The sequence below is a fragment of the Devosia sp. MC532 genome, assembly GCF_016461625.1.
Classification (GTDB): domain Bacteria; phylum Pseudomonadota; class Alphaproteobacteria; order Rhizobiales; family Devosiaceae; genus Devosia.
This window is the reverse complement of the sequence record NZ_JAEMNZ010000019.1, coordinates 1-19,705: the sequence shown is the minus strand read 5'-3', so window position 1 is coordinate 19,705 and position 19,705 is coordinate 1. Positions and strand designations below refer to the sequence as shown.

17 protein-coding genes are annotated in these 19,705 nt (G+C 57.8%); 10 read left to right on the top strand and 7 right to left on the bottom strand.

The window, feature by feature from the left end; translation table 11 throughout:
• Positions 1-136: 136 nt before the first annotated feature.
• Positions 137-1,246: an IS30 family transposase gene (locus tag JHC09_RS16530; RefSeq protein WP_199532881.1), complete on the top strand. Its 1,110-nt coding sequence runs from the start codon at positions 137-139 to the stop codon at positions 1,244-1,246.
• Between the two features lie 244 nt (positions 1,247-1,490).
• On the opposite strand, the gene JHC09_RS16525 is transcribed toward JHC09_RS16530, so the two are convergent.
• From JHC09_RS16525 to JHC09_RS16495, 7 genes are all read right to left on the bottom strand, one after another.
• A complete protein-coding gene (locus JHC09_RS16525; protein ID WP_199532878.1) occupies positions 1,491-1,850 on the bottom strand; it encodes a DUF1937 family protein in 360 nt (119 codons plus the stop codon).
• 28 nt (positions 1,851-1,878) lie between these two features.
• Positions 1,879-3,276 carry an FGGY family carbohydrate kinase gene (locus tag JHC09_RS16520; protein ID WP_199532877.1) on the bottom strand — a complete coding sequence of 466 codons (1,398 nt, stop codon included), beginning with the start codon at positions 3,274-3,276 and terminating at the stop codon, positions 1,879-1,881.
• The gene (locus JHC09_RS16515) at positions 3,273-4,499 is read right to left on the bottom strand and encodes an FAD-dependent oxidoreductase (RefSeq protein WP_182394693.1); all 1,227 of its coding nucleotides are present in this window, start codon (positions 4,497-4,499) and stop codon (positions 3,273-3,275) included. Before JHC09_RS16515 ends, JHC09_RS16520 begins: the two co-directional genes overlap by 4 nt.
• On the bottom strand, positions 4,496-5,893 hold the full coding sequence (locus tag JHC09_RS16510) for an NAD(P)/FAD-dependent oxidoreductase (RefSeq protein ID WP_199532876.1): 1,398 nt from the start codon (positions 5,891-5,893) through the stop codon (positions 4,496-4,498). The genes JHC09_RS16515 and JHC09_RS16510 overlap by 4 nt, the downstream gene beginning before the upstream one ends.
• A 165-nt stretch (positions 5,894-6,058) precedes the next feature.
• Positions 6,059-6,847, bottom strand: coding sequence for a DeoR/GlpR family DNA-binding transcription regulator (locus tag JHC09_RS16505; RefSeq protein WP_199532875.1), 789 nt, complete (start codon positions 6,845-6,847; stop codon positions 6,059-6,061).
• Between the two features lie 128 nt (positions 6,848-6,975).
• Positions 6,976-7,905 (bottom strand): choline/ethanolamine kinase family protein, encoded by a 930-nt coding sequence (locus JHC09_RS16500; protein WP_199532874.1) that lies wholly within the window; start codon positions 7,903-7,905, stop codon positions 6,976-6,978.
• Complete coding sequence (locus JHC09_RS16495) at positions 7,902-8,855, bottom strand: phosphotransferase (protein WP_199532873.1); 954 nt, start codon at positions 8,853-8,855, stop codon at positions 7,902-7,904. The genes JHC09_RS16500 and JHC09_RS16495 overlap by 4 nt, the downstream gene beginning before the upstream one ends.
• 422 nt (positions 8,856-9,277) lie before the next feature.
• Between JHC09_RS16495 and JHC09_RS16490 the strand changes: the two genes are divergently transcribed.
• The 9 genes from JHC09_RS16490 to JHC09_RS16450 form a co-directional block, all read left to right on the top strand.
• Positions 9,278-10,666, top strand: coding sequence for an amidase (locus JHC09_RS16490; RefSeq protein WP_182394698.1), 1,389 nt, complete (start codon positions 9,278-9,280; stop codon positions 10,664-10,666).
• A gap of 36 nt (positions 10,667-10,702) precedes the next feature.
• Complete coding sequence (locus JHC09_RS16485; protein WP_199532872.1) at positions 10,703-12,304, top strand: ABC transporter substrate-binding protein; 1,602 nt, start codon at positions 10,703-10,705, stop codon at positions 12,302-12,304.
• Between the two features lie 57 nt (positions 12,305-12,361).
• Positions 12,362-13,375, top strand: a complete 1,014-nt coding sequence (locus JHC09_RS16480) for an ABC transporter ATP-binding protein (protein ID WP_248309061.1) — start codon at positions 12,362-12,364, stop codon at positions 13,373-13,375.
• Positions 13,372-14,364: an oligopeptide/dipeptide ABC transporter ATP-binding protein gene (locus JHC09_RS16475; RefSeq protein ID WP_199532871.1), complete on the top strand. Its 993-nt coding sequence runs from the start codon at positions 13,372-13,374 to the stop codon at positions 14,362-14,364. The genes JHC09_RS16480 and JHC09_RS16475 overlap by 4 nt, the downstream gene beginning before the upstream one ends.
• A gap of 56 nt (positions 14,365-14,420) precedes the next feature.
• Positions 14,421-15,290: an ABC transporter permease gene (locus JHC09_RS16470; RefSeq protein ID WP_199532879.1), complete on the top strand. Its 870-nt coding sequence runs from the start codon at positions 14,421-14,423 to the stop codon at positions 15,288-15,290.
• 122 nt (positions 15,291-15,412) lie between these two features.
• Positions 15,413-16,195, top strand: coding sequence for an ABC transporter permease (locus JHC09_RS16465; RefSeq protein WP_248306622.1), 783 nt, complete (start codon positions 15,413-15,415; stop codon positions 16,193-16,195).
• A 66-nt stretch (positions 16,196-16,261) separates the two neighbouring features.
• Positions 16,262-17,167 carry a sugar phosphate isomerase/epimerase gene (locus tag JHC09_RS16460; protein ID WP_182394702.1) on the top strand — a complete coding sequence of 302 codons (906 nt, stop codon included), beginning with the start codon at positions 16,262-16,264 and terminating at the stop codon, positions 17,165-17,167.
• Positions 17,168-17,216: 49 nt separating this feature from the next.
• Positions 17,217-18,860, top strand: a complete 1,644-nt coding sequence (locus JHC09_RS16455) for a Na/Pi cotransporter family protein (RefSeq protein ID WP_199532870.1) — start codon at positions 17,217-17,219, stop codon at positions 18,858-18,860.
• Between the two features lie 742 nt (positions 18,861-19,602).
• Positions 19,603-19,705 (top strand): transposase (locus JHC09_RS16450; protein ID WP_199532109.1); only part of this gene is annotated, 103 nt, incomplete at its 3' end.

The window sequence follows — 19,705 nt, the reverse complement described above, 5'->3', positions numbered from 1 at the left end:
CACCCCGATCCCTGACCAGCCTGACAGCCTCGAGCTTGAACTCCCGGCTGAACTTGCGTCTCTCCATAAAAACTCTCCAGTTCCAAAAACACCTTAACTCGGTGTCCTCAAAACCGGCAGCAGCTCAGAACAGAAGATAGAGCTGTGGGAGCGATGGAGGCAGGGTCAGAGTATTTCTTCGATTTCGCGAGCATTGGATCGCAGGACCAAGGGTGGTGTCCAGCGGATTGTAGTTGTCCATGGTGGCATTGCTCCGTCACCGCGACGTAGAGCAGCGTGGACGCTAGAGCTGGGGGAACGCGAAGAGATATCCCGCAGGATTGCTGCAGGTCTTGCCGTCCGTGCGATTGCACGAAGTCTGGGGCGGTCGCCATCAACGATAAGTCGTGAAATCGCTCGCAATGGTGGACCACGGGCGTATCGTGCCACTCGTGCTGACAAGCAAGCCTGGGAGCGAGCGCTGCGACCGAAGCAATGTCGCTTGGCCTGCTCTGACGGGCTACGATGGCTGGTGGCGCAGAAGTTGGCGCTTCAATGGTCGCCGGAGCAAGTAGCGGGGTGGCTGAGGCGAGAATACCCGGGCGATCCAACTATGCGGATATCTCATGAAGCGATCTATCGCAGTCTGTTCATTCAATCTCGCGGGGTGCTCAAGAAGGAACTGACAGCGCATCTGCGCACCAGACGGCAAATGCGGCTCCCCAAAGGAGCGCAGAGCCGAACGGGGCAAGGTCAGATCCTTGATATGATCTCCATTCGCGATCGACCTGCCGAGGCCGAGGATCGCGCCATCCCAGGTCATTGGGAGGGCGATCTGCTCGCTGGTGCAAAAGACACCAACATCGTCACCCTCGTCGAGCGACACAGCCGATTTACGATGCTTGTGAAGTTGGCAAAGAGGGACTCTGCGACCGTCGTGGCGGCCCTGGCCGACAGGATCGGCACATTGCCCGAAGAGTTGCGGCGCTCGTTGACATGGGATCAGGGCAAGGAGATGGCTCGCCACAAGAGCTTCACTATCGCAACCGATCTACAGGTCTACTTCTGCGACCCGCGCAGTCCCTGGCAGCGTGGCAGCAACGAAAATACCAACGGACTGCTCAGGCAGTACTTCCCCAGAGCAACAAACTTCTCCCAGGTCTCGCAAGCTCAACTCGACGACGTTGCGCTGCGGCTCAACCAGAGACCGCGGAAAACACTAGACTTCGAGACGCCAGCCGATAGGCTGAACAGGGTGTTGCAGTGATCCGTTGAAGCCACCGGGCGTTTGTCGACACTTCGAGGTAGTGCCATGAACGTCCTATATGTGAAATCTGTGTGCTTCTAGCGACGGACAATGTCGTACTGGGGACGAAACATGTCCCCAGTAGCTCGTTAGCCATAGATGTTCTGCTGTGCATCTGCACAAATTATGGAAGAAATTCCGAGAATAATTCTCGGCCTCTTTTGCCAAGCGGTCGAGTATATTCAGGGGGCAAAGTTAGGTAAATTTAGTCCCCAAATTCGTGTGAGACTTCGCTCCACAAGTTGGCCGGCAGACCACGGTTTTTGAAAATCTCGATTTCGCGCTGTACGCCGGAGCTTTCCTTCCAGCCGGGCTCATCGATGACAATGATTTCCGTCATTGCATCCATAAATACGGCGTCGATTGGCGCCCACAGTTTGCCGATGCTGGCCTTGTCGAGGTCGCCCAGATGGGCGTTGATTGGATGTGACATAGAGACTTGGCTGAAGACCACCGAGCCGCTGCGCGCGATCTTGGCCGCCACGGAATTGCAGAGTTGAAACCGGTGTTCGACGACAACGCGATCAGCGTGGCTATATGGGCAGGCTAGAAAGATTTTACGCAATTTTGGTTGTCCTTTATTGGCGTAGGCGTCATCGGGGCCAGTCCCGTGCATGCGCGATCGCCGTTTCGAATAGTTCGTGATGCGCCGCAGACACCGGATCATGTGGAGCAAAGCGTCGGCCACTGGCGCGCGCTGGAGTGACATTCACTCCGCACAGTTCGGCGAGGCCGATGCTGGTCATTTCGTGCGTGGCTGGGACGACGATGGTCTTGCCGCATGCCGAGGCGAGGAACTGTGCGAAATAGGTACTTTGGGACAGGCCGCCATCGATCGAAATGGTATCGCCCAACGGCACAAGGAGATCGGCTCTCTTGACCAAAGTAGCCGTCAGTAAAGCGATGCCTTCAAGCACAGCGCGGATCATGTCTCGCCGATTGGTTGAGTGGCCCATGCCAATAAAAAGCGGCGCAGCGTGGCGGTCCCAATGTGGCGCTGCCAAGCCCGAAAACGCTGGGACGAAAACAAGGCCGCGGGACAGGGCAGACGGGCCATCGAAGTTATCGAGATCCTGGACGGCGCTGTATAGCCCGATTTGATGCGCCCAGGCGAGAGCCGCACCCGCATCATAGACCCCGCCCTCAATGGCATAGGTCAACCCGTCTTCACGATCCGCCCATGCAATAGTTGGTAGCAAATCTTGTGCTGTGGGCCTTTCAGAGCCGGCAACGGCGAGCAAGAACGCGCCAGTACCAAACGTAATCTTGCACGCGCCGGGATGGCGACATCCATGGCCAAATAGCGCTGCTTGTTGATCGACGACCGAGGCCAAGACCGGGACGCCGTCGATCGCTCCTAGTGGCTCACCAGCACTGGCAATTCTGGGCAGGCACTGCATGGGCACGCCATGGAGTGAACACAGAGCATTGCTCCAATGGCCGGTCTGCAAATCCAGCAGCCCGGTGCGCGACGCGGTGGTAAGATCGGTGACAAAATTGCCGGTAAGCCGATCAAGGAAGAACGCATCGGTCGTTCCTAGTCGCAGCGTTCCGGCTTCAAACGCCCGCGCTACGGCCGGTAGCGTTCCCAACAACCACGCAAGTTTGCTGGCAGAAAAATAGGGATCGAGGGGAAGGCCGCAGACGTTTCGGGACAGTGAATGCGCGTCTTGTGGCATCGAAGCCAAGTGCGCCGACGTGCGGGAATCTTTCCATACCACAACGGGAGAAAGGGGCTGGCCAGTGAGTGCGTCCCAAGCCAAGCAGCTCTCGCCTTGGTTGGCTATTGCAATCCCATCTACGCGACCTGCTGCGGCAAGCACAGTCTTGATATTGCCCAGCAATTCCTCTGCATCATGCTCAACCCAGCTCAAAGCTGGATAGTGTTCTTGATGCTTAAGGCTGGCCACTTGCCTCCATACGCCGCCATCTTCGACAACGAGGCAGCGTGTGGAGCTGGTGCCTTGGTCGATACAGGCGATAGATGTCATGCCAGCGCCTGGAAGCCGAAATGTACCTTTTCAGCCTTCAAAACACCGGCGGGCCTAGGGACCTGAATGCGTGTTTCCGGCATCCAGTTCGCCCGTCTCTGCCAAACGGTTACGCCATCGACCTCGAGCGTCAAGGTGCCCTTCGCGCGGCGTAAGAAGCGCAACTGGAAATTTTCCAAACCAACTGGAATTGTGCTGCCACTGCGAAGCAGGTTTGGTACGACCAGTTTGATCGGATCGTCGTAGGTGATGCGGACGGGGGTGTCGGCGGGTATAGCACCTGCGAGGTCTGCCGCAATTGTCCTGCCTATTGCCCGGCCCTCACGATAGGCCCAGCCGCCGGTTTCAACAGCGCGAAGCACGTTGCCTGCCGCAAAGTAGATCGGGTTGGCGCAGCGGCCGTTTTGGTCAACCGCGGGCCCAAGGGAACCACGGTCAGTTTCAACGCGCGACATTTGGAAGAGGCTTGCTTCCGGCGTGAACTGGCCCGAAAACAGCACCCCGTCACAATCCAGCGTCTCGATGACTGAGCCGCGCTGGATCTTGACTGCCTCGACACGCGCCCGACCGACAATGTCAACGATCCGGGCATTGAGATGAAACGGTATTCCGACCAAGGGTGGGAACCAGCTGAAAGGAGCGCTCACTAAGGCGTGGTCACGCGGCTCCAGCACAGCGACAGGGCGCGCCCCGTGGCTCAAGCACGTCATGATCGCCGACATGGTCACAAGTTCAGAGCCGACGATCACGGGCCTTTTGAAGGGCATGAGCTTGTGAAAGGCGACATAGGCCTGCAAGGCTCCTGTGGTCAAAACTCCCACCGGGCGGTCGCCGGACACCATTCGCGCCGAGCGCGGCAGTTCACGCGTGCCCGTCGTCACCAAAATACGTTTACCGGACAGCGATGACAGACCTGCGTCACTCGAGACCTGCAGTTCGCCATCTTCTCCAAGGCGGGTAACGGAGTGTCCGTAACGCAGATCAATGCCGTGGCGTGACACTTCCTGCTCGAGGCGTCGCCCATAGCTGGCGCCCAAATACACGCGCCCGAATTCGAGCATGCCGAACGGGGAGTGGCTGCAGTGCCGGGTGGCCCCGCCAAGATGCCGCTCGCGCTCTAAAAGGGTCACTTTTTCGACGCCGGCCTGTCGTAGCGCGATGGCCGCTGCCACTCCGGATGGCCCGCCACCAATAACGATTACATCGGAAGACTGCTGGCTCAAGTGTCGCGCTCCGCCTCGACTGCGAGTGGCGTGGCCAGCAGTCCTTTGGTCATGTCAGCAATTCGTGCGTTGCAATAAAAGCCCTGACACCGACCCATGCCGGCGCGAGTGCGCCTTCTCAGACCACCATAATCGCCCGGTGGAAGCGCGCTGGTGAGCGCGGCCTCGATCTCGCGCCGGGTCACCATCTCACAATGACACACTATCTCGCCATGGTCGGGCCGTTGCCAATCCCGGGTAACGGTTTCGGTCAAGTTTGGTACGGTCACTTCGAGGGTCGAGGGTTCGGTGGGCATTCCAAGACCCGCGCCGCCATGCAGGTCTAAGGCATGTTGCGCAAGGCCAAGGGCTGCGCTGAGCCCGGTCGAACGAACGCCGCCCAAGGTGATGGCGTTCGGCCGCGCAATGATGCGATACTGCTTTTGTTCGGTTGCCGGGCGCAGGCCCGCGTATACAGCGGTGATCGCAACGCCATCCAGCGCGGGAACGAGCTTCTTGCCGTGGGCAAGCAGGGCTGCCAAGGTTTCTTCTTCGACCGTCGCACGTGTGCGATCAACCTGTTCCTCGGCAGTGGGGCCCACCAGAATATTACCAAAAGCGGTTGGGCAGATGACGATGCCTTTAGTGATCTCGTTGGGCACCGGCAGGATGATGGTCTTGAGATGGCGCGTGGCCGATTTGTCGAGCACGATGAACTGACCCTTGCGGGGCCGGATCTCGAACTCAGCTGTGAACCCGAGGCGCTGATCCACTTCGTCGCCGAACAGGCCAGCGCAATTGATGACAAATTTTGACCGAATGTCACCCTGCGTGGTGAGCAGACGCCAAGCGCCGTCGAACTCCCCTTTGATAAGCTCGCAGCGCCGCACCACTTGCGCGCCGAGTGCAATCGCCTGATTGACATAAGCGAGGGGGGCAGACCAGGGATCTATGACGTGCTCGTCGGGCACATGCAAAGCGGCGACGATCCTGTCTGACAGACCAGGTTCGACGGCGCGCGCTTGAGCGCCCGAAAGCAGATGCAGGTTCTCAATGCCATTTTCGCGACCTTGATTGGCGATGCCATCGAGCGCCAGTGCCTCTTCGGGTGTCCACGCGCAAACGAGCGCTCCCGTGTGCACGACTGACAAGTTCATGCTGGCATGGATATCAAGATATTCTTGGCGGCCGCGTTTGACCAGGTCGAGTTCAAGACTGCCTGCAGGCGCATCAAAGCCAGTGTGCAGGATCGCGCTATTGGCCTTGGACGCGCCCGACAAGATGTCGCTGCCTTTTTCGATCAGAACAACGCGTGCTCCGGCCAATGCAAATCGACGGGCCACGGCACAACCGACCACCCCGGCGCCAATGATTGCAATGTCGAACTCTTCCATCAGAGCGCTTGTCGCGGCCATCAGGGATTTCCTACCGTTCGGTCAAATTATGACTGAACGGTAGAGTTGTTTGCCTGTTGCGTAAAGAGAAAAACAAGAACCAAGATGAATATGGTCACGTTTTGTGTGTGGTTCCCACGTCGCACTGAGGCAGTCTCGCTGTGTGAATTAGAATATTCGACTAGATCAGATGGCAGAGTCCGGCATAGCAACCAGAGTTTGGGTGCCCGCGCCTGCCATGGCGTCGGCAATGGGCTTTGGTGGTGGGCAGTCAGAAATCAGCCTGCCGACTTTCGACCAAGGGGCGACTTCAAAGATGCCGCGCTTTGAAAATTTCGAGGAGTCCGCAAGAACATTAACGGTCTCGACGCGCTCGATTATCGCCTGGGCGATCTGCGTCTCACGCTCATCGAAGTCGAGCAGTCCCGATGGGGCGATAGCGCCCACTGTGAGGAAGGCATAGCGCGCACGGAAACGCTGTATTTGCTCAACGGCGAGCGTTCCCACCGTTTCCGAAGCGTCGTGGCTATAGGCGCCGCCGATTAGGAAAACCTTGTGATCGTGCCCGGCGGCAACGATTGCAGCGATACGGGAGCTGTTGGTAATCACTGTGAGGCGGCTCAAGTTAGCAATGGCTTCGGCAAACAAGAGTGTCGTTGTGCCTGTATCCAGAAACAGCGAGTCGCCTGGCACGAGCACGTTTGCGGCTGCTCTGGCGATGAGCCGCTTCTGGTCTCTGTTCTCTAGCATTCGGGAGGCAAATGGCCCCTCTCCGAGGGGCTCGCTCACGCCGTTTGGCGTCGTACGGGCACCGCCATGAAACTTGTGAATACGCCCCGTCGCATCGAGATTGACGAGGTCGCGACGCACCGTCTCCTTGGACATGCCGAGCTTATCTGCAAGTTCATCGACGCTGACTTCGCCTAGCGCGTTGACTAACTTAACAATTTCCTCGTGGCGATCATGAGGCCGCATACTCAACCTCCCGGTCTGTTCTCTTAGCACTGTCATTGTGCACAGCGATGCCCGAATAGGCAATATTCGGTCGACATATCTGCCGCGCCTTAGTGTGTAAAGCGGCGCGACAATATCTTGTTTGCATACTATACGGCTCGCAATGCGGCCTCCCATCTTGGGCTAGAAATGCCGTATTGCGCCCGTGCCAACAGGAATTGGCCGTACTGGCGGAAGTCATAGCCCATCGTCGACAGGTGTGACTGCAGCAATGCCCAAAGGGACCACTTCATCATCGTTAGATTGCTGTACAGGTAGATGCGCGCGGCGGCGTCCGCACGCCAAGAACCATAATAGAGCTCGACCATCAGACGTTCTCGTTCTGGGGTCATAAAGGATTCGAACGCGATCCCCCCTAAATCCCAAGCAGGATCGTTATTGCCAGCGTATTCCCAGTCGATGATTTTGACCGTCTTACCTGAGCCGATCATATAGTTTGTAATGTGGGCATCGTTATAGCTACCTGTAAGGTCGATGCCGGAGGCCTCAATTGCGTCACGGGCTTGGGCGAGCGCTGGCTGTAAACTGGTGAACTGGCTGGGAAGCGCGATGTTGAGCTGCGCCAAGTGGTGAAGATGCGCCTCGATCTGCTCAAATCCAGTCGCCGTCGAGAGGAAGCGTTGGCTGCGGTGCACCGTACGGTATCCTGCTAGGATGCCGGCAAGGATATCGCTATCGTGCAGGTCGATGAGGTTCGCCCCTCGGAAACCGTCGAGAAACTCATAGACTTCCACTCCAGACTGGGCGTCGACGTGCAAAAGCTGCGGCGCTACTCCCACCAGGCCAACTTTTCGTGACGCGTCGACTGCTGTCTGGCGTTCGATCAGGCCGTCTGTTTTTTCTCCGGGGCTTTTGACGAAATGGCTGGTCCGATCTGGCCAGATTACGCGCCAGTTATAATTGGTAAAGCCCAAGCCGATACGTTGGATCTCTGCACGCCCGTCGGGCCGGTCTGCCCAACGTCCAAGTGCCTCCACCACCCGGTTCCGAGAGCGTGAGACTGCATCGCGATCGGTCATAGCTGCGCTCCAGATTGTGCCGCGAGGCGGCCGCGGGCTCGCACGAGTCGAGTCTCGCCATATTTGAAAAATTCAATGTTGCTGCGCGGCGACAAGAAGTGCGCCAGCCGGCCCCAAAGTCCCCAACCGATATCTAGGAGCGCCATGCAAGCATGAAGGCGCGTCAAGGTGTGCGCTTCGGCAGCTATCCCATATTGCGTTAGCAATTCCGCATGTTCTGCGTCTGGGCAGTCAAAGGCTAGCGCAAGTGCGGCCAAATCCCAGAGGGGATCTCCGTTCGCTGCATGGTCGAAGTCCACCAAGAGAATCTGGTTTTCGGGTCCCACGAGCATGTTGCTCGCCAGGATTTGGCCATGCAGCGGAACCTGTGGTGCTGGCGATAAGGCGATGACTTTTAGTAAGTCTGCAGAGTGGCGCCGCAGGACCTCGAAATCCTCAGGAACGACCAACTGAGCCTGCTCGCTGGCCCCTCCCAAAATTGCATCTATTGCCGTCAATGTTGCATCGATGAAATGCCAAGCAGGTCGATCGATCGGCAGGGTGTCGGTTCCGTGCCAGCGCTTTATCGTCCGAAGAGCTGATGCTTTGATGTCTGGATTGTCGAAGTCAGGTCGCATGACCGTACGCCAGCCAGTGGGAGCGCGTTCAAAAAGAGTGGCACCCGAGTGAGTGGCGTGCTCGACAAACCCGGGTGCGGCCCCTACGCGAGCCGCAGCCCGTGCGGCCGTTGCTGCCAAATGAGAATCAGCTGCCCCCGGAAGTTCTTGGTGGTGAAGCTTGAGGAAATACTGGGCGCCATCGCACTCTATGAAGGCGCTATCAGCGTCGAGGCCTGTGTGCATCGACATTGCGTAGGGCGCAATCCATTCCAGAAGCGTGGCGCCCTGAAGATGGAACTCTGCCAGTGCAGCAGTCAGGCGGAAGTCAATCTCCGTCTTGTCGATTTCCATGCGAATTTGCCCGTTTTATCTCAGTCTCGGCCCATATTAGCTCAAATAATCGAAAAAACGTCAACCTTTCAAACCGAATATGTGTTTTTATGACCGAATAGACTTGACGGCCCGCCCGAATAGTACAAATCTCAAAAACGGAGGGTCGCAATGCCAGTATTTCAGCGCTATAGCGAGAGGGAAGGGGAGTGCGCCAGTGTGGCGTCGTCCATCGCTCGCTCGCCCGTAGTTCTTCCTGGTCATGGCGCGCAGCAGTCGCTCGCATGTACTGAGATGACATTGCCCTATTGGCCGCTTGGCTCCGCCATTTCCGATTCAGATGCGCAACACGCCGCTAGCGGCGTTTCTAGTGCGCAAACCGCAATTCCCATTCCGTCCGGCGCTGCGCCAGCTTCGCCTTCAATTGCAATATTGAGATACGCATGACCGAAATCTGGAAAATGACCCTTGGGCAACTCACTGCGGGCTATGCCTCCGGTGCGCTGTCTCCTGTAGATGCTGCTAAGGCTGCGTTCGAACGTATCGATAAGGTCAATCCAGCGATCAACGCGATCTTTGCGCCAATGCCGGAGCGAGCGTTAGAAGCGGCTGTTGCATCGGAGAAGCGCTGGCGCGATGGCGCTGCATTGGGCCCGCTCGACGGTGTGCCGATGACCATCAAAGACAGTGTCGCGATGAAGGGGACGCCCTATGTTCGCGGTTGCGCTGCCAATCTTGGTAATCCGCTCTCAACCTCGGACTCGCCGCCTGTGGCGCGCATCCAGGAAGCTGGTGGCGTCATTCTGGCGAAGACCACTATGCCAGACTTTGGTATGTTCGCAGCGGGCGTCAGCTCTGCGCACGGCACCACCCGAAATCCCTTTAATCTTGCCTATAATACTGGCGGCTCCAGCAGCGGCGGTGCAGCATCCCTAGCTGCAGGCATTGGCGCATTGACTATCGGCACAGATATGGCGGGCTCGGTGCGCATGCCGGCTGCCATGTGTGGCCTTGCCGGCATGAAGCCGACACAGGGTCGTGTGCCGCATTTGCCACCGAGTGCTGTTCGCAGCGCCGGTCCTCTGGCTCGCAATGTCAAGGATATGGCCACCTTCCTGACAGTTCTGTCGGGCGAGGATCTTCGCGACTTCGGCTCTATTCCTCCCGAGCAGCGTCGATACGAGGATGCGGATCCGGCTCAACTTAAGGGCATGGAGATCGGCCTTTGTCTCGACGCGGGCTTTGGATGTGAAACGGAGCCTGAAATCCGTGAGGCAATCCTGCGCGTTGCGCGCGAGGTTGAAGCTGCGGGTGCCGTTATCGTGCCCGTTGATCGTTTGATCGAGTTCGACCCAAGCGAGGCCTTGAACAAGCTGTTCTTCCTGCGCAGTCGCCTTGAATACAACGCTATGCCTGCCGAAAAGCGCAGCCTCATGTTGCCCTATGCTCTGCAGGCTTGCGAGGCAGCGGGAGAGATTAGCGCAATCGACTACGCAAGCGCTCTCGAGGAGCTGGAAAAGGCCAAAGCGCAGATGTACCGCCATTTCGGTCGCCTGCAGTACATGCTGACGCCGGCATCGCCTGTACACGGTTTCCCCGCTGATGATGTCGGAGCAGACACTAAGTCCGCCCTCCGTCACACCAATTTCATGTCGCTGGTTAATCAGACAGGCCAGCCCGGTGCCGTTGTTAATTGCGGCATGACTGCTCAGAACCTGCCAATCGGCGTTCAAGTCATCGGTCGTCGTTTCGACGACTGGGGTGTTGTGCAGCTGCTTGCTGCACTGGAAACAATGTTGGGCGCGACGCCCGACATCGCAGAACCAAACTAGTCGTCGCCCGAGGGGGCAAAAGGAGGGATTTAACGAATGCAGATTGTTCCAAAGCTAGGCACGAAAGCTCGTGCACTGGCCATCGGCGGGGCTCTGTCCGCGCTTATGGCAGGCATGGCTCACGCAGATGACCGCCCTGTGATCACCATCGCGGTTCCGCAGGTGGTCAATGGTGGCGTGCTCGATTTCCTGGCCGACCAGAGCTTGGTTTCCCAGCGTATTGCAGACAGCATTGCTGAAACCATGATCGACTTCGATCGTCAGAATCCAGAGCTGACCACGCGCGCCGCGCTGGCTGAAAGCTGGACGCGGATCGACGAAGACACCATCGAGCTCAAGCTTCGCCCCAATGTGAAGTTCCATTCCGGTGCGACCCTGTCGGCAGACGACGTTGTCTTCAGCTTCTCCCCGGAACGCTTCGGTGCTGTTGAAGACGGCAGGGGCGTCCCGCCAGAATTGAAGGCAGCCGCAACACGCCTTTGGTCCGGCATTTCGGTGGAAAAAGTTGACGACCTCACAGTCCGCGTCAACTCGGAAAAGCCAGACCCGGTTCTCGAGCAGCGTATGCAGCGTCTCGGCGCCGAAATCGTGTCGAAGGCTGACTACGAAGCCACCGCAACCTATGGTGACTTTTTCAAGGCTCCGGTCGGCACTGGCCCATTCAAGGTCGCTGAGTTCCGCCACAACGAGCTTCTCGTTCTCGATGCTCACGACGAGTACTGGGGCGGCAAGCCTGCCGTTCAGCAGCTGCGCTTCGTCGTCGTGCCTGAAGGCTCCAGCCGTATCAACGGCCTGCTCGCTGGCGAATACGATTTCATCACTGACGTGATGCCTGATCAAATTCCGGCCATCGAGGCGGATGACAAGTTCGAGGTTGTTGGTGGCGGCGCTGCCAATCTGCGCCTGCTCGTGTTCGATAAGCACAATGGCCCGATGCAGGATCCGCGCGTCCGTTTGGCAATGGCCCATGCGATCGATCGCCAGGCTATCATCGACGCGCTCTATGCCGGCATGAGCCGCATCCCCGCAGGCCTTCAGTTCGAGGCCTATGGCGATATGTTCATCAGCGACTGGACCGCTCCGGAGTACAATCCAGAACTGGCCAAGAAGCTTCTGGCTGAAGCTGGTTACAACGGCGAGACCGTCACCTACCGTATCCTGAACAACTACTACGTGAACCAGGTCTCCACTGCGCAGATATTGTCCTCGATGTGGGAAGCTGTCGGCGTCAAGACCCAGATCGAGATCAAGGAAAACTGGGCTCAGGTGAACGACAAGGCCGCTGCGCCAGGCTCCGGCGAGCGTATGATCCGCGACCTCGGCAATTCGCTTGTCTTCCCAGACCCAGTGGCAACCTTCGGTAATTTCTATTGCCACCAGGGTGCTATCGTTGGCACGGGCGAATGGGAGAGCGAAGTTCTCAATGAGCAGTGCGACATTCTATTGACGTCGATGGATCCCGCTGTCCGTAAGGCCGCGTTCCGCCGCATGCTCGAAATCGCGGAGCGTGAGGACCCGGTCTACACCGTACTCCATGAGAACATCATGCTCTACGGCAAGCGCAAGGATATCAAGTGGGACTGGTCCAGCCTGTTCTCGATGGATTTCCGCGCAGGTAATCTCGAAATCGTCCAATAAGCAACACAGTTCCGGGGCCTTCGGGCCTCGGAACCCCGGTTTGCGGAGACTTCCTCTATGACAATGACAGCTGCCCCCGCAGAATCCCCGGTGTTCTCACTACGTAATCTCACGGTCGATTTTCGCCACGGCGAAGGTTTTGTCCGAGCCCTACACGGCATTGATCTCGATCTGGCGCGAGGGGAAACGCTCGGCATTGTGGGCGAGTCGGGTTGTGGCAAATCGATTACTTGGCTTGCGGCCCTCGGCCTATTGCGCGGTGGCGCAAAAGTCGGCGGTTCGGCCAAAGTCATGGGCCAGGAACTGGTTCACGCCTCTGACAAAACGCTCTCAAGCGTTCGCGGTGGGCGCGTCGCCATGATTTTTCAGGATCCTTCGAGCTCCCTCAATCCAGTTCACAGGATCGGCAAACAATTACTTGAAGCGCTTCGCTTACACCGTGGCCTCACCGGCGAAGCTGCACGTGCGGAGGCCGTTCGGCTACTCGACCGTGTCGGCATTGCAAATGCGCCACAGCGCATGCGTGAATATGCCCATGAGATGTCCGGCGGCATGAACCAGCGCATCATGATCGCAATCGCGCTGGCTGGCGAACCTGAAGTGCTGATTGCCGACGAGGCGACAACCGCACTCGATACGACAATTCAGGCCCAAGTCCTCGCGCTGCTGCAGGAGATCCAGAAGGATAGCGGAAGCGCGCTTGTTATCATCTCGCACGATCTCGGCGTTGTCGCTGAGATGACTGATCGCGTCGCAGTGATGTATTGCGGGCGGGTTATTGAAACCGGCGATCGCGATGAAATTTTCGACAATCCGCAGCATCCGTACACGCGCGGCTTGATGGCCGCAGTTCCTGATTTGACCGGACCGAGGCAGCGATTGATTGCTATTCCGGGCACCGTTCCTGCGCCTGATCGCCTACCACCGGGCTGCTTCTTTTCTCCCCGCTGCGAGCGTGCGGCGTCCGAATGCAGGTCCGGCGCTATATCCATGCAGTCCATCGGCCAATCGGCGACCCATCATGCGGCGTGTGTCCGCCTAGAGGCGATCTCTCAAGGAGTGGCGTCATGACACTGCTCGAAGTTGACAATATCAGCAGACACTACAAACTTCCGCCCGCCACGTTCCGGGGGGAAGCTCGTACCCTCAAAGCTGTCGATGGCGTAAGCTTTTCCATCAATCAAGGTGAAACGCTCGGCCTCGTAGGCGAATCTGGATGTGGCAAGTCGACCACGGGCCGGTTGGTGCTGGGGCATATCCCCCGTAGTGGCGGCACGGTCACATTCGATGGCCGCACCGTTGGCACCAAGCGCGACGCCCACTGGCGCGAAATGCGTCGTCATTTGCAGATGGTCTATCAAGATCCACTGGGCGCACTTGACCGCCGTTGGACGATCGCCAATCAGATCGGGGAGCCGCTCGATATCCATCAAAACTCCATGTCTAAGGCGGAGCGCTCCGAGCGCGTAGCCAGCCTTATGGCCGATGTCGGTCTGCGTCCGGATCACGCCCAGCGTTTCCCTCACGAGCTCTCCGGTGGCCAACGGCAACGCGTCGTGATCGCTCGCGCCCTAGCGCTGGAGCCAGAGCTCATCGTGTTCGATGAGCCGGTATCGGCGCTTGACGTTTCCGTTCAAGCCCAAATGCTGAACCTTCTTGATGACTTGCGAACGCGGACCGGATTTGCGTCGCTGTTCATCAGCCATGATCTCAAAGTTGTCCGGCATATCTCGGACCGGGTTGCCGTGATGTATCTCGGCGAGATCGTCGAGCAGGGCCCGTCGGAAACCATCTTCCGGGCGCCACAGCACCCTTACACCTTGGCTCTTGCTGCTGCGATACCTTCGGCAAAGCGCGCTGAGAAATCGACGCGAACGCTGCTTACCGGTGCGCCGCCGAACCCAGTTAACAAGCCATCTGGCTGCACGTTCCATCCTCGCTGCCCACTGGCGATGCCGATGTGCGCCCAGATTAAACCGCCCATGATCACCGACGGCCAGCATAGCGTCGCCTGTCATCTCGTGAAGGGTGGAAACACAAACTCGGTGATTACGCCTTGAGGTACTTTCTCGTCCGTTTGCTGCGCGCTCTGGTCACCATTCTGGCTGTTGTGAGTATGTGCTTCATCGTCCTGCGATTGGCAGGCGACCCCTCGGTTGCCATGCTTGGTCCCGACGTAAGCGCTGCCGAAATAGCAGCCTTCCGGGAACGCTGGGGCCTCGATCAGCCCCTGCATATCCAATTTTTCCAGTTCATCTGGGCTGTGATGCATGGCGACCTCGGCTATTCGATGCGTGGAGGTGAGCCTGCGCTGTCCATGGTCTTGCGCCACGTCCCCCAGACATTGGCAATCACGGTGCCGGCTCTGTTGGTGTCGATCGCTATCGGCGTCCCTGCGGGCATTGCAGCCGCACTGTACCGCAATACTTGGTTTGACCGTCTGATCATTCTGGTTTCGATCGTAGGGTATACTGTTCCCAGCTTTGTGCTGGCCCTTGTCCTGGCATTAGTGTTCTCAGTGACCCTTCGTTGGTTCCCAACAGGTGGCTCCGGCACCTTGGCACATCTGGTGCTGCCGGTGGCCACCATCGGGCTCATCGGCGCCGCGGTCATTGCTCGCTATACGCGTTCAGCGATGCTTGAAGTCGACGGGCAGCCCTTCATTCGTACAGCGTCTGCCAAAGGACTTCGCCGTGGTGCGGTGGTTAGTCGTCACGCCCTGCCAAATGCTGCCGTGCCCATCGTCACCATTCTCGGCTTCATGGTCGGCTCCACAGTGACCGGAGCCGTGGTGGTCGAGACCGTATTTTCGTGGCCGGGCATCGGTCGGCTGCTTGTGACCTCGGTCGCGTCGCGCGATCTGGCAGTAGTTCAGGTGATTACACTGCTGGTGAGTGCAGCAATGGTCCTCTCAAATCTGGTCGTCGACATGCTCTATGGCTTTTTGGATCCGCGCATGCGCGCAAGTAAGGGTGTCGGCGAATGAACAGCCCCACAGACCTATCATCTGCGACCCAAAAGGCTTCAGGCAGCGTACTTACCGGTCGCGCACCCTTGCGCACCTTCCTTCGCAATTGGCCGCTGACGGTTCTGCTCTCGCTGGCATGGATGACTTTCGTCGTTTTAATCGTGGTGTTCCTGCCCCTGATCATCGGCGCTGACTTCCAAGCAATGGATCTCAAGAACCGCCTTTCGCCACCAGTTTTCTTCGGCGGCACTTGGCAACATGCCTTAGGCACAGACGAACTGGGGCGCGACGTTCTGGCTCGCCTACTTGCCTCGACCCAAACGTCGATGGCCCTGGCGCTGGCCGCGACCATACTGAGCACGGTCCTTGGCGTTGGCCTCGGTTTTCTCGCCAGCTACATGCGAGGCGTAGTTGAGCAGATCATTTTGATGTTCATCGACGCACAATCGGCCATCCCGTTCATGATCATCGCCCTAGCGGTGCTGGCATTCCTTGGCAATTCGCTGCTGCTGTTCACCATTCTGCTGGGCTTTTCCGGCTGGGCCAGCATTGCGCGCGTCACCCGTGGTCTCGCCATCTCGTTCAGTGAGCATGGTTTCGCCAACGCGGTAGGCGATCTGGGTGCATCGCCGTGGCGCATCTATATGCGCCACATCCTGCCCAACATCGCCTCGACGCTGGTCGTTTCGCTGACGCTGAATTTCCCCGAGGTAATCTTGCTTGAGGCTGGCCTGTCCTTCCTCGGCTTAGGTATCCAGCCTCCGATGACCTCGCTTGGTAGCATGGTGGGATATGCCCGCGATTATCTGCATACCGCGCCTTGGATTTTGCTGGCACCGGCTTTGGTGATCGTCGTCACAACCCTAAGCATGTCGCTGGTCGGAGACTGGCTGCGTGACCGTCTTGACCCAGCTCTCAGATAACAAACTCACCTCATCCATAGGGGCGGTTTTGCCCCGAAGATCGACCAAATAAAGGACCGTGCTTCAATGACTGCCTGCATCACTAGCGTTGGTTTCAACGCAGCTTCAACCGACGGTGAATTCGCCAGCTATGAGCTGGAAATGCGCAACCTCGCCGAAATTGGCGCTGAAGTTGTAGAGATGTGTGTGACGTCCCTCGACCTCATAGCCAACGGTCGCATCATGCCAGAGCGTATGGCCCGCCTAGAGAAGGTCGCGCGCAACTACAAGTTCAAGTATACCGTGCATGGTCTGGTTTCGTCCGATTTCATGGATCCGGATACGCTTGATCGCCAGTTGAAGGTCGCCAAGGCTGTCGTAGAGATCTGTGATCGCATCGACGCTCGCGTGCTGGTGCAGCACAGCGGACGTGTTCGGGCCGACACTCCGCTCAACCGTGCCGGCGCGGACCAGCGCGAAGCTGACGCGTTCTACGAGCTCGCCGAGTTCGCAAAGCCTTACGGCGTTCGCATTGCCGTTGAAAACTGCTTCCTCACCAGCCAGGGCGAATATCGCCGGTTGCCGTCCGAGATCGCGGGGATGCTGCGCGAGATCAACCATCCTAACTTGGTTGGTACGCTCGACTTTGGCCACGCTTACATTGACTGCACCCATCGCGGACTCGACTTCATGACCGAACTGCGTGCCATGGCGCCGGTCACGGGCCATCTCCACGTTCACGACTCCTACGGCAATATGCGCGGCGCGACGCCGTTCTATTATCCGCAGGATGGCGTCGCTCTCGGCTTGGGTGACCTGCACCTGCCGCTCGGCTGGGGTGATATCAATTGGGAAGAGATTTTCTCGGAACTAACCTTCCTGCCCGATACAGCCCTGATGATGGAAGTCAGCAATCGGCGTTTTGGTGCTGAACAGCCGGCAAGCTTGGCGCGTGCCCGTCAGTTGCAGGCGCTGGTCAATAATCGGGTCTAACCCAATAGTGTCAAATGCGCCGGGTAGACCGGCGCGGTGAGGTTAAGAATTGCCCTTGTATCACGCGCTTTTGCAGCTTGGTGGCGCCATCATGATGCTGCTTTGGGCCATCCGCATGTTGCGCAGTGGTGTCGAGCGTGGGCACGGAGCACTGCTGTCGCGCCTCACCAATAACCCTAAGGGCGGATGGCCAACATCCGCCCTCACAGGGCTGCTGACCGCAGCCCTATTGCAAAGCTCCACTGCTGTTGCACTTCTCGTCTCAGCAATTGCAGCAACCGGAACACTACCCTTGGCGTCTGCTCTTGCCATGGTGCTCGGGGCCGATGTCGGATCCGCATTGATCCTGCAAGTGCTTGCGACTGATCTGTCATGGCTTGCTGCTCTTTTGGGCTTCGTCGGCGGAGCCCTGTACCTAGGAGCCTCCAGCCGCAAATGGCGTCAGACTGGTCGGATTGGTCTGTCAATTGCACTGGTCATGATCTCCTTGGGGCTGATTGGGGACGCCACAGAGCCGCTCAGGGATGCACCCATGCTTGTTCCGGCGGTCCAATATCTCAACAGCGACGTACTGACGGCATTTGTAGTGGGTGCTGTTTTTACCTGGCTGGTCCATTCCAGCATCGCTTCGATCCTGCTTATCGCCACCTTCATGGGGCAGGGGATCATTCCATTTGAGTTGGCTGTCGTCTTGGTCTTTGGGGCCAATGTTGGCGGCGGCCTCATTGCCGTCGGGTTGACGCTGAAAGCTGATATTGCTGCCCGCCGCATTGCTTTGGGCAATTTCCTCTTCAAGCTGGTCTTTGCCGGAGCGGCTCTCGCCATCGTTTATCCGTCAGGCTTTGCGGTCGTCGGCTGGTTCTCCAGTCCCACTGGCATCGTGCAGTTGCACCTGTTGTTCAATATCGCGATGCTGGTCCTCGGGCTGCCGATGGTGGGCGTGGTTTCCTCACTAATCCAGCGACTGGTGCCGGATGCTCGCACCACCAACGCCGACGCTGGCGAAAATTCGCGTCTTGATCCGCGTCTGCTCCAAGACCCACGCAGCGCTGAAACTTGCGTAAAGCGCGAGATGTTGGCTATGGCACGTCATGTCGAGGAAATGCTCCATCCCGTTGCGGAACTGTTCAAGTACCCCGATCAAGAGAAGATCCAGAAGATCAAACAGCTTGAGAGCGAGGTGGACCGACGCCATACGGAGATTAAACATTACCTCGCCCGCATCGTTTATGACGATGACCAATCGGACAGGGCATGGCGTTGCTTTGCGCTTGCGGACTTTGCCGTGAACTTGGAATTTGCTGCCGATACGATCTCTGGACGCCTAGTAAAGCTGGCGCGCGCATATTCCCGCCAGCCAGATGTGTTTCGTGCCGCAGATTGGGACGAATTGTTCGAAATCCACCAGCGCGTAAGCGAGAACCTGCAATTATCGTTGAACGTCATGTTGAGCGAAGATCATTCGTCGGCGCAACGTTTGCTCGGCACCAAGGAGAAAATGGCCCTCGCCGAGCGCGCCAATGTCATCAACCACATCCAAAGGCTACGGGCCGATGCCACTCAGACCAACCGGGCGGGTGACATCCACCTCGAAACCATGCGCGCCATGCGGCAAATCAATTCGATGGTTGCCAGCATCGCTCTACCGTTTGTCGATGACGCTCATCACGGACACCTACGGTTGGACCCCTAATTATTCTCCGGATGGCAAGATTGGATTTCGTCACGACAGAAGCGCGACGGGAGTTATTGCGATAGATCAACCTTGCACCGTACCTTTGCCTTTTACTGCGAAAGACGCTGAAGGTGAGGTCGGGCTTTGATCAGTGCGGCAGTGGTTCAACGGACGTTATCCGGCAACGTTGAGAATATGGTCCATGCGTTGTGTCTGGATGCAACAAGCTGGGTTAGGGGGCGACAAGCGCGGCAGTGGAACAACATTCACCAACGCTGTCTGAACAGTCCTCGCTAATTGTCGGGCGCTTGCAGTGGCACCGAGTGTCCGCCGTCAGGTGCCTTGGCTTCGATTGGCGCTACTCGTGGCGTTGAGCATTTCATGTCGTTCCGGTGGTGTATTGCGGGTATCCACCGGTAGAACAAGTTTAAGTTTTGGAATGCATGCCGTTGAGGACTTGCGGCCACTCGTGTTACGTCAAATCTGTGCCTAGCATGGCTACAAACAAACACCCTAGGTCGCCGGATTCTGCCTACGGAGGTCTGAACCACAAAGTAATTTACCAGAAGTCTTACGAGTTTCGAAGTTCTGTAAGCATGTCTGTAGCGCGCCCTTGTGGGATCTAGTCGGTGGCGTTTATTGGTCCGCTACGGGGGCGTTAGCGAAGCTAAGGATGAGCCTGACGTGCTCCCGCTAATTCGGACCATTTTGAACTGGAATTTTCCAATTATGATCTCTTGGTCGGGATATGGAGATTTCGATGAAGACGTCCAAGTTTACCGAGGCGCAGATCGCGTTCATTTTGAAGCAGGCGGAAGACGGTACGCCGGTGGCCGAGGTTTGCCGGAAGGCCGGACTTGCTG

Excerpts from the sequence above, each read along its gene's own strand:
- JHC09_RS16470 (WP_199532879.1), top strand. The coding sequence starts at position 14,421 with ATGTGCTTCATCGTCCTGCGATTGGCAGGCGACCCCTCGGTTGCCATG.
- JHC09_RS16490 (WP_182394698.1), top strand. The coding sequence starts at position 9,278 with ATGACCGAAATCTGGAAAATGACCCTTGGGCAACTCACTGCGGGCTAT.
- JHC09_RS16500 (WP_199532874.1), bottom strand. The coding sequence starts at position 7,905 with ATGACCGATCGCGATGCAGTCTCACGCTCTCGGAACCGGGTGGTGGAG.
- JHC09_RS16475 (WP_199532871.1), top strand. The coding sequence starts at position 13,372 with ATGACACTGCTCGAAGTTGACAATATCAGCAGACACTACAAACTTCCG.
- JHC09_RS16520 (WP_199532877.1), bottom strand. The coding sequence starts at position 3,276 with ATGACATCTATCGCCTGTATCGACCAAGGCACCAGCTCCACACGCTGC.
- JHC09_RS16505 (WP_199532875.1), bottom strand. The coding sequence starts at position 6,847 with ATGCGGCCTCATGATCGCCACGAGGAAATTGTTAAGTTAGTCAACGCG.
- JHC09_RS16460 (WP_182394702.1), top strand. The coding sequence starts at position 16,262 with ATGACTGCCTGCATCACTAGCGTTGGTTTCAACGCAGCTTCAACCGAC.
- JHC09_RS16465 (WP_248306622.1), top strand. The coding sequence starts at position 15,413 with ATGACTTTCGTCGTTTTAATCGTGGTGTTCCTGCCCCTGATCATCGGC.
- JHC09_RS16495 (WP_199532873.1), bottom strand. The coding sequence starts at position 8,855 with ATGGAAATCGACAAGACGGAGATTGACTTCCGCCTGACTGCTGCACTG.
- JHC09_RS16510 (WP_199532876.1), bottom strand. The coding sequence starts at position 5,893 with ATGGCCGCGACAAGCGCTCTGATGGAAGAGTTCGACATTGCAATCATT.
- JHC09_RS16480 (WP_248309061.1), top strand. The coding sequence starts at position 12,362 with ATGACAATGACAGCTGCCCCCGCAGAATCCCCGGTGTTCTCACTACGT.
- JHC09_RS16485 (WP_199532872.1), top strand. The coding sequence starts at position 10,703 with ATGCAGATTGTTCCAAAGCTAGGCACGAAAGCTCGTGCACTGGCCATC.